Origin of the sequence: Cryptosporangium phraense, assembly GCF_006912135.1 — a bacterium.
Lineage (GTDB): Bacteria > Actinomycetota > Actinomycetes > Mycobacteriales > Cryptosporangiaceae > Cryptosporangium > Cryptosporangium phraense.
In genome coordinates this window covers 58,604-71,039 of record NZ_VIRS01000011.1, presented here as the reverse complement: position 1 = coordinate 71,039, position 12,436 = coordinate 58,604, and the positions used below count along the sequence as shown (strand labels likewise).

General features: G+C 71.0%; 13 protein-coding genes. 8 read left to right on the top strand and 5 right to left on the bottom strand.

Annotated elements, in window-relative coordinates:
- The first annotated feature begins 39 nt into the window (after positions 1-39).
- The 3 genes from FL583_RS17190 (at position 40) to leuA (ending at position 2,895) form a co-directional block, all read left to right on the top strand.
- The gene (locus FL583_RS17190) at positions 40-399 is read left to right on the top strand and encodes a DUF742 domain-containing protein (protein ID WP_142705683.1); all 360 of its coding nucleotides are present in this window, start codon (positions 40-42) and stop codon (positions 397-399) included.
- Positions 380-1,000, top strand: a complete 621-nt coding sequence (locus FL583_RS17185; protein ID WP_142705682.1) for a GTP-binding protein — start codon at positions 380-382, stop codon at positions 998-1,000. The genes FL583_RS17190 and FL583_RS17185 overlap by 20 nt, the downstream gene beginning before the upstream one ends.
- A 185-nt stretch (positions 1,001-1,185) precedes the next feature.
- A complete protein-coding gene (gene leuA / locus FL583_RS17180; RefSeq protein ID WP_205752214.1) occupies positions 1,186-2,895 on the top strand; it encodes a 2-isopropylmalate synthase in 1,710 nt (569 codons plus the stop codon).
- 4 nt (positions 2,896-2,899) lie between these two features.
- On the opposite strand, the gene FL583_RS17175 is transcribed toward leuA, so the two are convergent.
- Together FL583_RS17175 and FL583_RS17170 are read right to left on the bottom strand one after the other, a co-directional pair.
- The gene (locus FL583_RS17175; protein WP_240746719.1) at positions 2,900-3,538 is read right to left on the bottom strand and encodes a class II aldolase/adducin family protein; all 639 of its coding nucleotides are present in this window, start codon (positions 3,536-3,538) and stop codon (positions 2,900-2,902) included.
- A 13-nt stretch (positions 3,539-3,551) separates the two neighbouring features.
- On the bottom strand, positions 3,552-5,495 hold the full coding sequence (locus tag FL583_RS17170) for an acyl-CoA dehydrogenase family protein (protein WP_142705680.1): 1,944 nt from the start codon (positions 5,493-5,495) through the stop codon (positions 3,552-3,554).
- A gap of 63 nt (positions 5,496-5,558) precedes the next feature.
- On the opposite strand from FL583_RS17170, the gene FL583_RS17165 reads away from it, so the two are divergent.
- From FL583_RS17165 to FL583_RS17145, 5 genes are read left to right on the top strand one after another with little or no spacing between them, the layout of a single operon-like run.
- Positions 5,559-6,104 (top strand): RNA polymerase sigma factor, encoded by a 546-nt coding sequence (locus FL583_RS17165; RefSeq protein WP_142705679.1) that lies wholly within the window; start codon positions 5,559-5,561, stop codon positions 6,102-6,104.
- Positions 6,101-6,988, top strand: coding sequence for a zf-HC2 domain-containing protein (locus tag FL583_RS17160; RefSeq protein WP_142705678.1), 888 nt, complete (start codon positions 6,101-6,103; stop codon positions 6,986-6,988). Before FL583_RS17165 ends, FL583_RS17160 begins: the two co-directional genes overlap by 4 nt.
- Positions 6,985-7,677 carry a hypothetical protein gene (locus tag FL583_RS17155; protein ID WP_142705677.1) on the top strand — a complete coding sequence of 231 codons (693 nt, stop codon included), beginning with the start codon at positions 6,985-6,987 and terminating at the stop codon, positions 7,675-7,677. The genes FL583_RS17160 and FL583_RS17155 overlap by 4 nt, the downstream gene beginning before the upstream one ends.
- Positions 7,674-8,480, top strand: a complete 807-nt coding sequence (locus FL583_RS17150) for a hypothetical protein (RefSeq protein ID WP_142705676.1) — start codon at positions 7,674-7,676, stop codon at positions 8,478-8,480. Before FL583_RS17155 ends, FL583_RS17150 begins: the two co-directional genes overlap by 4 nt.
- Before the next feature lie 11 nt (positions 8,481-8,491).
- Positions 8,492-9,349, top strand: coding sequence for an ABC transporter ATP-binding protein (locus FL583_RS17145; protein WP_142705675.1), 858 nt, complete (start codon positions 8,492-8,494; stop codon positions 9,347-9,349).
- Between the two features lie 2 nt (positions 9,350-9,351).
- Here the strand turns inward: FL583_RS17145 and FL583_RS17140 are convergent, their stop codons facing one another.
- The 3 genes from FL583_RS17140 to FL583_RS17130 are packed head-to-tail and all read right to left on the bottom strand — an operon-like array spanning position 9,352 to position 12,396.
- Entirely contained in the window at positions 9,352-10,482 is a 1,131-nt protein-coding gene (locus FL583_RS17140; protein ID WP_142705674.1) for an ABC transporter ATP-binding protein, read from the bottom strand.
- On the bottom strand, positions 10,479-11,477 hold the full coding sequence (locus FL583_RS17135; protein ID WP_142705673.1) for an ABC transporter ATP-binding protein: 999 nt from the start codon (positions 11,475-11,477) through the stop codon (positions 10,479-10,481). Before FL583_RS17135 ends, FL583_RS17140 begins: the two co-directional genes overlap by 4 nt.
- A gap of 4 nt (positions 11,478-11,481) precedes the next feature.
- On the bottom strand, positions 11,482-12,396 hold the full coding sequence (locus FL583_RS17130; RefSeq protein WP_142705672.1) for an ABC transporter permease: 915 nt from the start codon (positions 12,394-12,396) through the stop codon (positions 11,482-11,484).
- Positions 12,397-12,436: the final 40 nt, after the last annotated feature.

Below are 12,436 nucleotides of genomic sequence, written 5' to 3'. Positions count from 1 at the left end.
AGCTGAGACGCGCTGAGGGACGACAGGAGACGTCGCGCGATGAGTACCGAGTACGTCGATCAAAGCGGGCCGCTGGTGCGCCCGTACGCGATGACCGGTGGTCGAACCAGACCACGGGTCGACATCGCGATGGAGGCACTGGTCACGGCCACCGCCCGTGGTGACCGTGAGGCCGGATCGGCCCGGCACGAGTGGCAGAAGATCGTCGAGCTCTGTCAACAAGTGCAGTCGCTGGCAGAGATCGCGGCGTATCTTGGCACTCCTCTCGGGGTCGCCCGAGTGATCGTCGGCGACATGGCCGAGGCTGGAATGCTGGACGTGCACGAGCCCGGCAGGCTCGACGACCAGCTCGGAACGTACCTGCTGGAAAGGGTGCTCAGTGGACTTCGGAAGCTCTAACCCCGGCCGCCCGGCGCCGCGGGTTGCGGCGAGCCGCGCCACCTCCGCCAAGATCGTCATCGCTGGCGGGTTCGGTGTCGGCAAGACCACGCTCGTCGGCTCGGTCTCGGAGATCCGCCCGCTCACGACCGAGGCGGTGATGACTGCCGCCGCGATCGACGTCGACGACGCCTCGAAGATCCCCGGCAAGAACACCACCACGGTGGCGATGGACTTCGGCCGTATCACGCTCGACGAGGACCTGATCCTGTATCTGTTCGGTACCCCCGGGCAGACGCGGTTCTGGTTCATGTGGGACGAGCTGGTGCGCGGGGCCATCGGTGCGGTCGTTCTCGTCGACACCCGGCGGCTGGCCGACTGCTTCGCGGCCGTCGACTTCTTCGAGCAGCGCGGGCTGCCGTACGTCGTCGGTCTGAACTGCTTCGACGGCATCCAGCCGTACACGACGCAGGACGTGCGGGACGCGCTGACGATCGGCCAGGAAGTGCCGATCATCAACTGCGACGCCCGTGGCCGCGACTCGACGAAGGCGCTGCTGATCTCGCTCGTCGAGTACGTTTTACGCCTGCGTGGCGCGGCTCCGGCCGGCGTCGGCAGCTGATCCACCTTCACGAGAGGCCGCGGCTTTCAGCCGCGGCCTCTCGTGCTGTTAAGGTGATGGACGTGCGCATGGTCGGACTCCTCCTTCTTTGCCGCGACGAGGCCTCTTAACGAGCCGGCTTCCTCGTCGCGGCGCTTGGCGTGCTTGCCGGCTTGCACTCGCCAAGTCTTGAGGAGCACCCCGCGATGAGCTTCAAAAACCCTCAGCGCCCCAGCGGCATGCCGATCCACCGCTACACGCCGTTCACCCCGATCGACCTGCCCGATCGCACCTGGCAGACGAAGACGATCGACGAGGCCCCGCTCTGGTGCGCGGTCGACCTGCGTGACGGCAACCAGGCGCTGATCGACCCGATGAGCCCGGCCCGCAAGCGCAAGATGTTCGACCTGCTGGTCAAGATGGGCTACAAGGAGATCGAGGTCGGTTTCCCGGCCGCGAGCCAGACCGACTTCGACTTCATCCGGCAGATCATCGAGGAAGACCTGATCCCGGACGACGTCACGATCCAGGTCCTGACGCAGGCCCGCGACGAGCTGATCCAGCGCACGTTCGACTCGGTCCGCGGCGCCAAGCAGGCCATCGTCCACCTGTACAACTCGACGTCGACGCTGCAGCGGCGGGTCGTGTTCGGCCTCGACCGCGAGGGCATCACCGCGATCGCCACCAACGGCGCCCGGCTGTGCCAGAAGCTGGCCGAGTCGATGGGCGACACGTACATCCGGTTCGAGTACTCCCCCGAGTCCTACACCGGCACCGAGCTGGAGTACGCGGCCGAGATCTGCAACGCGGTCAGCGACATCTGGGAGCCGTCCGACGACCGGCCGGTGATCCTGAACCTGCCGGCCACGGTCGAGATGGCCACCCCGAACGTCTACGCCGACTCGATCGAGTGGATGAACCGGAACCTGGCCCACCGGAACAACATCATCCTGTCGCTGCACCCGCACAACGACCGCGGCACGGCGGTGGCCGCGGCCGAGCTGGGCGTGATGGCCGGCGCCGACCGCGTCGAGGGCTGCCTGTTCGGCAACGGCGAGCGCACCGGCAACGTCGACCTGGTGACGCTGGGCATGAACCTGTTCAGCCAGGGCATCGACCCGATGATCGACTTCAGCAACATCGACGAGATCCGTCGCACGGTCGAGTACTGCAACCAGCTGCCGGTCCACGAGCGGCACCCCTGGGGCGGCGACCTCGTCTACACGGCCTTCTCCGGATCGCACCAGGACGCGATCAAGAAGGGCTTCGACTGGATGGAGCGCGACGCCACGGCGGCCGGCACCCCCGTCGACGACTTCCGCTGGGCGGTCCCGTACCTGCCGATCGACCCGAAGGACATCGGCCGCACCTACGAGGCCGTCATCCGGGTGAACTCGCAGTCGGGCAAGGGCGGGGTCGCCTACGTCATGAAGACCGAGCACCAGTTCGACCTGCCCCGCCGTCTGCAGATCGAGTTCTCGCAGGTCGTCCAGAAGATCACCGACAACGAGGGCGGCGAGGTCAGCCCCGAGGCGATGTGGTCGGTCTTCCGCGACGAGTACCTGCCGAACCCCGACAACCCTTGGGGCCGGCTGGCGTTGAACGGCTACCAGAACGTCGGCGAGGAAGTGTCTTTCGACGTCGTACTGGACGGGTCTCCGAAGACGCTGCGGGCGAGCGGCAACGGCCCGATCAACGCCTTCGTCAACGCGCTGGGCAGCGCGGGCATACCGGCCCGGCTGCTGGACTACACCGAGCACACGATGTCGGCCGACAGCGGCGCGAAGGCCGCGGCCTACATCGAGTGCGCGATCGGCGACGATCAGGTGCGCTGGGGCGTCGGCGTCGACACGAACATCGTCACGTCGTCCCTGAAGGCGGTAGTCAGCGCGGTGAATCGCGCCTACCGGTCCTGACCGCTCAGTGACCGCCCGCCTGGCCGTAGGTGGCCAGGCGCGCGGTCGCGTCGTCCATTTCCACTCCGTCCAGCAGCCGGGGTATCACGCCGGACGACAGCACCCGCAGCGCGACCTCGCACACCCACTCCAGGTACACCGCGCGGTCGTAGGCCTCCGCAAGCGTGGCCCCCACCGTCACCGCCCCGTGGTTGCCGAGCAGGCACGCGGTGCGCCCCTCCAGGGCCGACACCGCCCCGGCGGCCAGCGCGTCGGTGCCGTACTCGACGTACGGCGCCACGCGCGGCGACCCGCCGAACAACCCCAGGTAGTAGTGCACGGCCGGGATCTGCGGCACCAGGCACGACAGCGACGTGGCCGCGGTCGAGTGCGTGTGCACGACCGCGCCCACGTCGGCCCGGGCCGCGTAGATCGCCAGGTGCAGCGGCAACTCGCTGGTCGGCCGCAGCGGCGCGTCGATCGGCGTCCCGTCGAGCGCGTGGATCCCGACGTCCTCCGGCTCCATCGAGAGGTACGGAACGCCGGTCGGCGTCACCGCGACCCGGTCGCCGGTCCGCGCCGACACGTTCCCGGCCGTCCCGATCACCAGACGGTCGGCGACCATCCGTTTGCACACGTCAGCGATGGCGCCCCGATCCGTCACGGACGGGATCTTCTCACCCGAGCGCCTCGGCCTGGCGCGCCGCTTCGGCACCTTGGGCGATCGGCGCGTCGAGCCAGTCCTCGGGGATGCCGAACCCGTCCACCAGCAGCAGCGCGTCCGGCCGGACCTCCTGGCAGAGCGCGTTCACCTCGCCGGTGACCCGCTTGGCCCGGCCCGGCGTCAGCCGGCCGTGGCCGAGGAACCAGGCCAGGTCCGCCTCGATCGTCGACAGCGCGAACAGCGAGCAGACCCGGTCGAGCAGCGCGCGCACGCCGTCGTCCTCGCAGCCCTCCACGGCGGCCGAGAACGCCTCCAGAAGGATCCGCTCGACGTGGACACGGGCCAGCCGCAGAACGTGGTCCTGCGCGTCGTTGAAGACCGCGAACGGGTCGGCTCCGGGCTCGCCCGCCTTGCGCAGCCGCTTGGCCAGCCCCTCCAGGACGTGCTTCTCCCGATCCTCGAACAGCGCCAGCTGCCACTCCCGGTCGCGGAGGTCCGATTCGCCGAACCGGCCCAGGAGGTTGCGCGCCGACGTCCGCTCGGCCACCAGCTCCCACACCTGGTCGGCGTAGAACCGCGCCATCCCGAACGCGTCCAGGTCCCCGACTTCGTCCCGGTAGCCGGTCAGCAGACCCTTCGCGACCAGCTGCAACAGCACCCGGTTGTCGCCCTCGAACGTCGTGAACACGTCCGTGTCGGCCCGCAGCTGCGGAAGGCGGTTCTCGGTCAGGTAGCCCGCCCCTCCGCAGGCCTCCCGGCACGCCTGGATGGTCGCTGACGCGTGCCAGGTCGCGATGGCCTTCAAGCCCGCTGCGCGCGCTTCCAGTTCCCTCTGCTCGACGTCCGCATCTTTTTTTACGCTGTGCGGCGGAACACCGTCCCCCGGCTGCAGTTCGTCCAACGTCCGGACGAGGCCTTCCTGCGCGAAGCGCAGAGCGTAGGTCTTGGCGAGCGCGGGCAGGAGCGCGCGCTGGTGGGCCAGATAGTCGAGCAGGACCACCTCGCGGTCCTGACCGGGAGCGGAGAACTGGCGGCGGACCTCGCCGTAGCGGATCGCGATCGACAGTGCGGTCTGGGTCGCGGACCCGGCGCCACCGCCGACGCTGATCCGGCCGCGGACCAGCGTGCCGAGCATCGTGAAGAACCGACGGCCGGCGTTCTCGATCGGCGAGGAGTACGTGCCGTCCTCGGCGACCTGGCCGTAGCGGTCGAGCAGGTTCTCCCGCGGGATCCGGACCCGGTCGAACCACAGCCGCCCGTTGTCGACGCCGGTCAGCCCGGCCTTCCCGCCGCAGTCCTCGATTCGGACGCCCGAACAGGGGTTGCCGTGGTCGTCCCGGATGGGGACGAGGAACGCGTGCACGCCGTGGGTCTCGGTGTTCGTCATGAGCTGCGCGAACACCACCGCGAGCCGGGCATCGCGGGCCGCCCCGCCGATGTAGTCCTTGCGGGCCGCCTCGACCGGGGTCTCGACGACGAACTCGCGCGTCCCCGGGTCGTAGGTGGCGGTCGTGAGCAGGTGCTGGACGTCCGACCCGTGGCCGGTCTCGGTCATCGCGAAGCAGCCCGGGAGCTCGAGGCTCATGACCGCGGGCAGGTACTCGGCGTGGTGCCGCTCGGTGCCCAGCGCCTGGATCGCGCCGCCGAACAGCCCCCACTGGACGCCGGACTTCACCATCAGCGAGAGGTCGCCGTACCCGAGCATCTCGAACGAGACGACGGAGGCCCCGGTGTCGCCCGCGCCGCCGTACCTGGTCGGGAAGCCGAGCCGGGAGTGGCCGACCTTGGCCAGCTGCTGCAGCTGCTCCCAGACGTGCTGCCGGTGCTCGTCCAGCCCGAGGGTGCCGGCCAGCCCGAACTCGGGCCGCCGAAGGGCCTCGCGCGCCTCGTCGCGCACCCACCCCCAGTGCCCGTCGAACACCCGACGCAGCTCCGCGAGATCCGCCATGTCGCTCATGTTACTCGCCAGTACCCCGCGATCTGCTGAACCATTCGCGCCGGTGGCTGCTACCCACGTCACGTGGAGCCGGGCAGCGACGAGGACTTACTGCGGGCGGTCGCCGTCGGTGACGCGACCGCGCTGTCCCGGCTGTACGAGCGGCACGCGGGCGCGCTGTTCGGCTACCTCCACCGGCTGGCCGGTGACCGGATGGTCGCCGAGGAGGTCCTCCAGGACACGATGCTCGCGGTCTGGCGCTCGGCCGGCACGTTCTCCGGGCGCGCAAAGGTGAGGACGTGGCTGTTCGGGGTGGCCCGGCGTCAGGCCCACAACCGGCTGCGAGGCCGGTTCGCGCCCGAGCCCACCGATCTCCCCGACCGGCCCGACGTGGGCGCCGGGCCCGAAGAACTGGCGATCGCGGCCGCCGGAGGCACCCCGGTGGCCGCGGCGATCGAGTTGCTGCCCGCCCACCACCGGGACGTGATCGCGCTGGTGTTCGTGGCCGGCCTGCCGCTGGCCGACGTCGCCGAGGTGCTGGCGATCCCGGTCGGCACGGTGAAGAGCCGGCTGTTCCACGCCCGAGCCGCCGTCGCCGCGGCGCTCACCGCCCAGGAGGTGTCCGAGTGAAAGACCTGCTGCCGGCTTACGCGGCCGGCTCGCTGAGCGACGCGGAACGCGAGAAGGTCCGCGCCCACCTGGCGGACTGCCCACGGTGCCGCGCCGACCTCGCCGCCTGGGAGACGATCGCCGACGCCACACCGACGATTCGGCCCCCGGACCCGGCCCGGCTCGTGCGGACCGTGCTCACCCGGAGTGCGCTGGAGAGCCCGGCCGAGCGCCCGGCGCGAAGGCGGCTGCGGTACCTGGGCGGGCTGGTACTGGCCGAGGTGCGGCTCGTCCGGCTCGCCGTGCCGGTCGCGTCGGCGCTGGTGATGGCACTCGGGGTGGCGCTCGTCCTGCTCCAAGGCGACTTCGGGCCGGAGGGCAGCGCCGGCCTGGTGCTCAGCCTGATCGCGCCGATCGTCGCGGCGGCCGGTATCGCGGGCACCTACCGCTCCCGGCGGGATCCGGTCGCCGAGCTGATCGCGGCCGCGCCGACGTCGGGGCGGTTGCTGCTGCTCGTCCGGGTCACGCTGGTGTTCGGTTACGACCTGGCACTCGCGGGCGCGGCGTCGATCCTGCTGGCCGTCACCGGCACGTCCGGGACCGCCGGGCTGAACACGCTGGTCGGGGCCTGGCTCGGACCGATGGCGCTGCTGTCGTCGCTGAGCCTGCTGATCGCGGTCCGGTTCGGGCCGGACATCGCGCTGGGGGCCGCGGTGGGGCTGTGGGCCGTGCGGGTGCTCTCGGACAGCGTCCTGACCCACAACGCGTGGCCGGCCCGGCTGGTACTCGACCTCTGGTCCACGAACGGGCCGGTGCTGACGGCCAGCGTCGTCGTCCTGATCGCGGCGATGGTGCTCGCCAGCGGTGAACCGTTCAGCGCCCGGCGCGCTACCCACCTGCTGTGAAACCACTGACCCTCTGGCAGTACGAGGCCCGGCGGGCGGGCTGGGCCGCGCTGCTCGGTCCACCGCTCGCGATCGCCCTCGGTGTCGCGGCCGCGCTGGCCAACCCACTGGAGAGCGACTCCAGCACGGCCCGCGTCCTGCTCGGCACGCTGGAAATGGCGATCCCGCTCGCCGCCGGTGTCGCCTGCGCCTCGCTGGTCGGCCACGACGCGGCGATCGAACTGCAGCTCACGTCGCCCACCCGCTACCGCGTCACGCTGGTGCGGCGGATGGTGGTGACGCTCGGCTGGTCCGCGGCGCTCGCTCTGGGCACCGCGGTCGTGCTGATCGTCACCGGCTGGTGGGCCCGCTGGCCGCAGAACCACGGCGCGGTCGTCGGGCAGCTCACCTGGGTGGCGCCGACGCTCGGCCTGAGCGGTCTGGGCTTCGCGCTGGCCGCCCTGTTCCGCAGCGCGGCCGCGGCCGGTGCGCTGGTCACCACGATCTGGGCGATCCAGCAGTTCTTCGCCGGCGCGTCCCAGCTCGGGCCCGGACGCCTGCTCTACCTGTTCGCGACGACGCGGGGCGCGGCCCCGGACGATTGGACCGCGAACCGGCTGACGCTGCTCGGCGCGGCCGCCGTGTTCATCACGCTCGCCGTGGTGGTGCTGGGTCGCTCGGAGCGACTCATTCGCGAGGAGGACGAATGATCGCCAGCCTGCGCTACGAGTTCCGGATGCAGGTCCGCAAGCGGTCGGTGTGGATCGTGCCCGCGTTGACGCTGCTGCTGTTCGTCCTGATCGGCGGCAGCCTGCTGCGTGACCTGTTCGACCCGAACGAGGCTCCGCCGGACGCGCGGACCGCGGTGACCGGCCTCGCGGTCCAGATCCACGGGCTGCTGTCGATCGGGTTCGGCTGCCTGCTCGCCGACCGGCTGATCCGCGACGACCGGCTGCGGGTGGCCCCGATCCTGGACGCGACGCCGACCTCGCCACGCCGACGCCTGCTCGGCAAGTACCTGGGAACCGCCGCCGCGACCGCCATCCCGGTCTTCCTGGCCTACTTCGGGTTCGCCGCCGCCTACGCGGTGCACACCGCAGCGCCGGAAGCGCTGGGCTGGGCGCTCGTCGTCTCGGCCGTGGTGATCGTGCCGGGTCTGCTGTTCGTGGCCGCCTTCGCGTTGACCGTCCCGCTGATCGTTCCGGCGCCGCTGTTCCGGGTGTTGTTCGTCGGCTACTGGCTCTGGGGCAACCTGGTGCCGCCGGACGTGATGCCCACGCTCGCGCGGACGCTGATCAACCCGCTCGGCGGCTACCCACTGACCGTGTTGCTGCACTTCAACGGCGTCGACGGCGACGACACGCTGGCCGGCCCGACGTCCGGCGCGACGCTCAACTTCCTCCGGCCCGAGCCGACGACGCTGACCGCGTGGCTCTCGATCGCCGTGCTGCTGGTCCTCGCCGCCGCCGCACTCGCGGGTGGTTCGGTCCTCCGCGCCCGCCGAGCCTCTTGAAAGGAAGTCCTGTGCAGATCACGATCACGAGCTTGACCAAGACGTTTCGAGGCGGGGTGGCGGCCCTCGACGGCCTCGACCTGACGATCCCCACCGGGATGTTCGGGCTGCTCGGCGCGAACGGGGCCGGTAAGACCACGCTGATGCGCATCCTGGCCGGCATCGCGCGGCCGACGTCCGGCCGCGTCGTGGCCGGTGGTCACGACCTCGGCACCGGTGAGGGGCGGGCCGCCGTCCAGCGCGAGCTCGGTTATCTGCCCCAGGACCTGGGCGTGTACCCCGACCTCACGGCCCGGCAGTTCCTCGATTACATCGCGCTGCTCAAGGGCCTGGACGACCGCTCGGCCCGGCGTCGGCGCGTCGGCGAACTGCTGGAGGTCGTCGCGCTGACCGCCGATGCCGACCGCCGGCTGCGCGGGTTCTCGGGCGGGATGCGGCAGCGCGTCGGCATCGCGCAGGCGCTGCTCGCCGACCCCCAGCTGCTGATCGTCGACGAACCGACCGCGGGCCTGGACCCGGAGGAGCGGATCCGCTTCCGGACGCTGCTGTCGCAGTTCGCCGGTAGCCGGACGGTGCTGCTGAGCACACACATCGTCGACGACATCGCGCAGACCTGCCGGGAGGTCGCGGTGCTGGCCAAGGGCCGGCTGATCTTCCGGGGGACGACCGAGGAGCTGGTCCAGCGGGCCGACGGACGGGTCTGGTCGGTCGTCACCGACGGTCCGCCGCCGACCGAGGGCACGGTGGTGTCCGCGCTGCCCCACGAGGGCGGCATGCGTTACCGGGTGGTCGCCCCCACCGCGCCGCCCCCCGGGGCGAGCCCGGCCGCGCCCGCCCTGGAGGACGGCTACCTGGCCGTCATGACCTGACGTCAGTGTCCGGGCGGGAGGGTGCCGGCGATCTCCGCGGTCACGGTCTGGACGGACGCCGCTCCGAGGGCCTCGGACGCCTCCACCAGCTCCGGACGCACCTCGTGGGGCTGGATCTTGCCGTCCCGGATGTCCTCGGCGTAGTGGCACGACACCCGGTGGCCCGGCGTGATCTCGCGCAGCACCGGCCGTTCGGTGTCGCAGCGAGTCTCCTGCCGCCACGGGCACCGGGTGTGGAACCGGCAGCCGCTCGGCGGGTTCGCCGGCGACGGCAGGTCTCCGGCGAGCAGGATCCGCTGCCGATCGTCCTCGACCAGCGGGTCCGGCACCGGCACGGCCGAGAGCAGCGTCCGGGTGTACGGGTGCAGCGGCTCCTCGTACAGCGCCTCGGACGTGGCCTCCTCGACCAGCCCGCCCAGGTACATCACGCCGACCCGGTCGGCGCTGTGCCGGACGACCGCCAGGTCGTGGGCGATCAGCAGGTACGTGAGCCCGTACTGCAGCTGCAGGTCCTCGAGCAGGTTCAACACCTGGGCCTGCACCGACACGTCGAGCGCCGAGACCGGCTCGTCGGCGACGATCAGGTCGGGCTTGAGGACGAGGGCCCTGGCGATGCCGATGCGCTGACGCTGGCCGCCGGAGAACTCGTGCGGGTACCGGCGCAGCGCTGAACTCGGCAGGCCCACCGCGTCGAGAATCTCGGTCAGCGTCCGGTGTCCGTCGGAGCCCCACAGCCCGTGGGCCTTGAGGCCCTCGGACAGCGTCGACTCGACGTTCTGGCGCGGGTCCAGGCTGGACAGCGGGTCCTGGAACACCATCTGCATCCGGCGGCGAGCCTTCCGGAGCGCCTCGCCCTTGAGCTCGCGCAGGTCGGAGCCCTCGAACAGCGCCTTGCCGCCGGTCGGCTCGACCAGCCGGAGCAGGCCCCGGCCGAACGTCGTCTTGCCGCACCCCGACTCGCCGACCAGGCCGTACGTCTCGCCGCGCAGGATCGTCAGCGAGACGCCGTCGACCGCGTGCACGTGGCCGATCGTGCGGTCGAACAGCACCCCGCGCTTGATCGGGAAGTGCACCTCGAGGTCGGTGACCTCGACGAGCGGCTCCCCGAACCCCTCGGATTCCGGAGAAGTCATCGGGCAACCTCCTCGACGGCCGGCGCTTCCACCGGGTTGAAGCATCGCAGCAGCCGACGGTCCTCGGCGTCGGGCTCGAGCTGCGGGCTCTCCGCCGTGCAGCGGTCGATCTTGTTGTCGCACCGCGGCGCGAACGCGCAGCCGGACTCCCACGGGATCGCGTCCGCCACCGACCCGCGGATCGGCGTGAGGGCCTGCCCGCGCGGGGCGTCCAGGCGGGGCACCGACCCGAGCAGGCCCGCCGTGTACGGGTGTCGGGGCTGCGCGAACAGCCGGTACCGGTCGGTCTTCTCGACCACCTTCCCGGCGTAGAGCACGTTGACGCTGTCGCACAGCCCGGCGACCACTCCGAGGTCGTGCGTGATGAGCACCAGCGCGCTGCCCACCTCGTCCACCAGACGCTCGAGCAGGGCCAGGATCTGGGCCTGCACCGTCACGTCCAGAGCAGTGGTGGGCTCGTCGGCGATGAGCAGACGCGGTCGGCAGGCGAGGGCGATCGCGATCAACGCACGCTGACGCATACCGCCGGAGAGGTGGTGCGGGTAGTCCTTCAGGCGCCGCTCCGGGTCGGGGATCCCGACCGCCTTGAGGAGGTCGGTCGCCTCGGCCCGAGCCTCGCCGCGGTGCATCCCGCGGTGCCGCTCGAGCACCTCGGTCACCTGCTTGCCGATCGGGATGACCGGGTTCAGCGAGCTCAGCGGGTCCTGGAACACCATGCCGATGTCCTTGCCGCGCCGGTCCCGCATCTGCTTGGCCGGCAGTTTCAGCAGGTCGACGTCTTCGAAGGTGGCCGTGCCACCCACGTCGACGCCCCGCTTGGGCAGCAGGCCCATGATCGCCAGCGACGTGACCGACTTGCCGCAGCCGGACTCGCCGACCAGCCCGACCGTCTGGCCGGGCTCGACGCTGAAGCTGACACCGTCCACGGCCCGCACCGGCTTCTCGCCGCGGCGGCCGAACGTGACGGTCAGGTCCTTGACCTCGAGGAGCGCCATGGAATTACCGCCGGTTCTTGGGGTCGAGGGCCTCGCGCAGCGACTCACCGAACAGGGTGAAGCCCAGCGCGACCACGATGATGCAGAGCGCGGGCCAGACCGCCAGCGACGGCTGGATGTCGAAGTACGTCTGGGCATCGCCGAGCATCGCGCCCCACTCGGCGCGGTTCGGGTCGGCGTCGCCGAGGCCGAGGAACGAGAGCGCGGCCGCGTCGATGATCGAGGTGGCCAGCGTCAGCGTGGCCTGAACGATCACCGCGGACAGCGAGTTCGGCAGCATGTGCCGGAGCACGATCGAGGACTCTTTGACGCCCAGCGAGCGGGCCGCCAGCACGTGGTCGGCGTGTCGCTGGGCGAGCATCGCGCCGCGCAACAGCCGGGCGAAGATCGGCACCGAGACGACCGCGACCGCGGCGATGACCGTCCATTGGCTGGCGCTCTTGAAGACCGCCGCGATCGAGATCGCGAGCAACAGGCTCGGCACCGACAGCAGGATGTCGACGAACCGCATCAGGACCGTGTCGACCCAGCCGCCGACCGCGCCGGCCAGGCCACCGATCAGCATGCCGACGACCAGCCCGGCCGTGGTGGCCAGCACGCCGACCAGCAGCGACTGGCGGGAGCCGACGATCAGCCGGCTGAGCACGTCGCGGCCGTTCTGGTCGGCGCCGAGCGGGAATCCGTCGCGAGCCGGCAGCGGCGAGTTCTGGCGCACCTCGTCGATCAGGTACCGGACGTACGGGTCCTTCGGCGCGAGCAGCGGCGCGAAGATCGCGACCAGCACGAACAGCAGCACGATGATCGCGCCGAGGATCGCGACCGGGTTGCGGGAGAGCCGCTGGAACGCGGAGCGGGTGAGGCTCTGACCCCGGGCGGTCTGATCGATGCGGTCGCGCTTACGTTCGAGGAGGCTTGTCAACGCACACGCACCCCATCCGGACCTGTGTCGATGCTGCAGG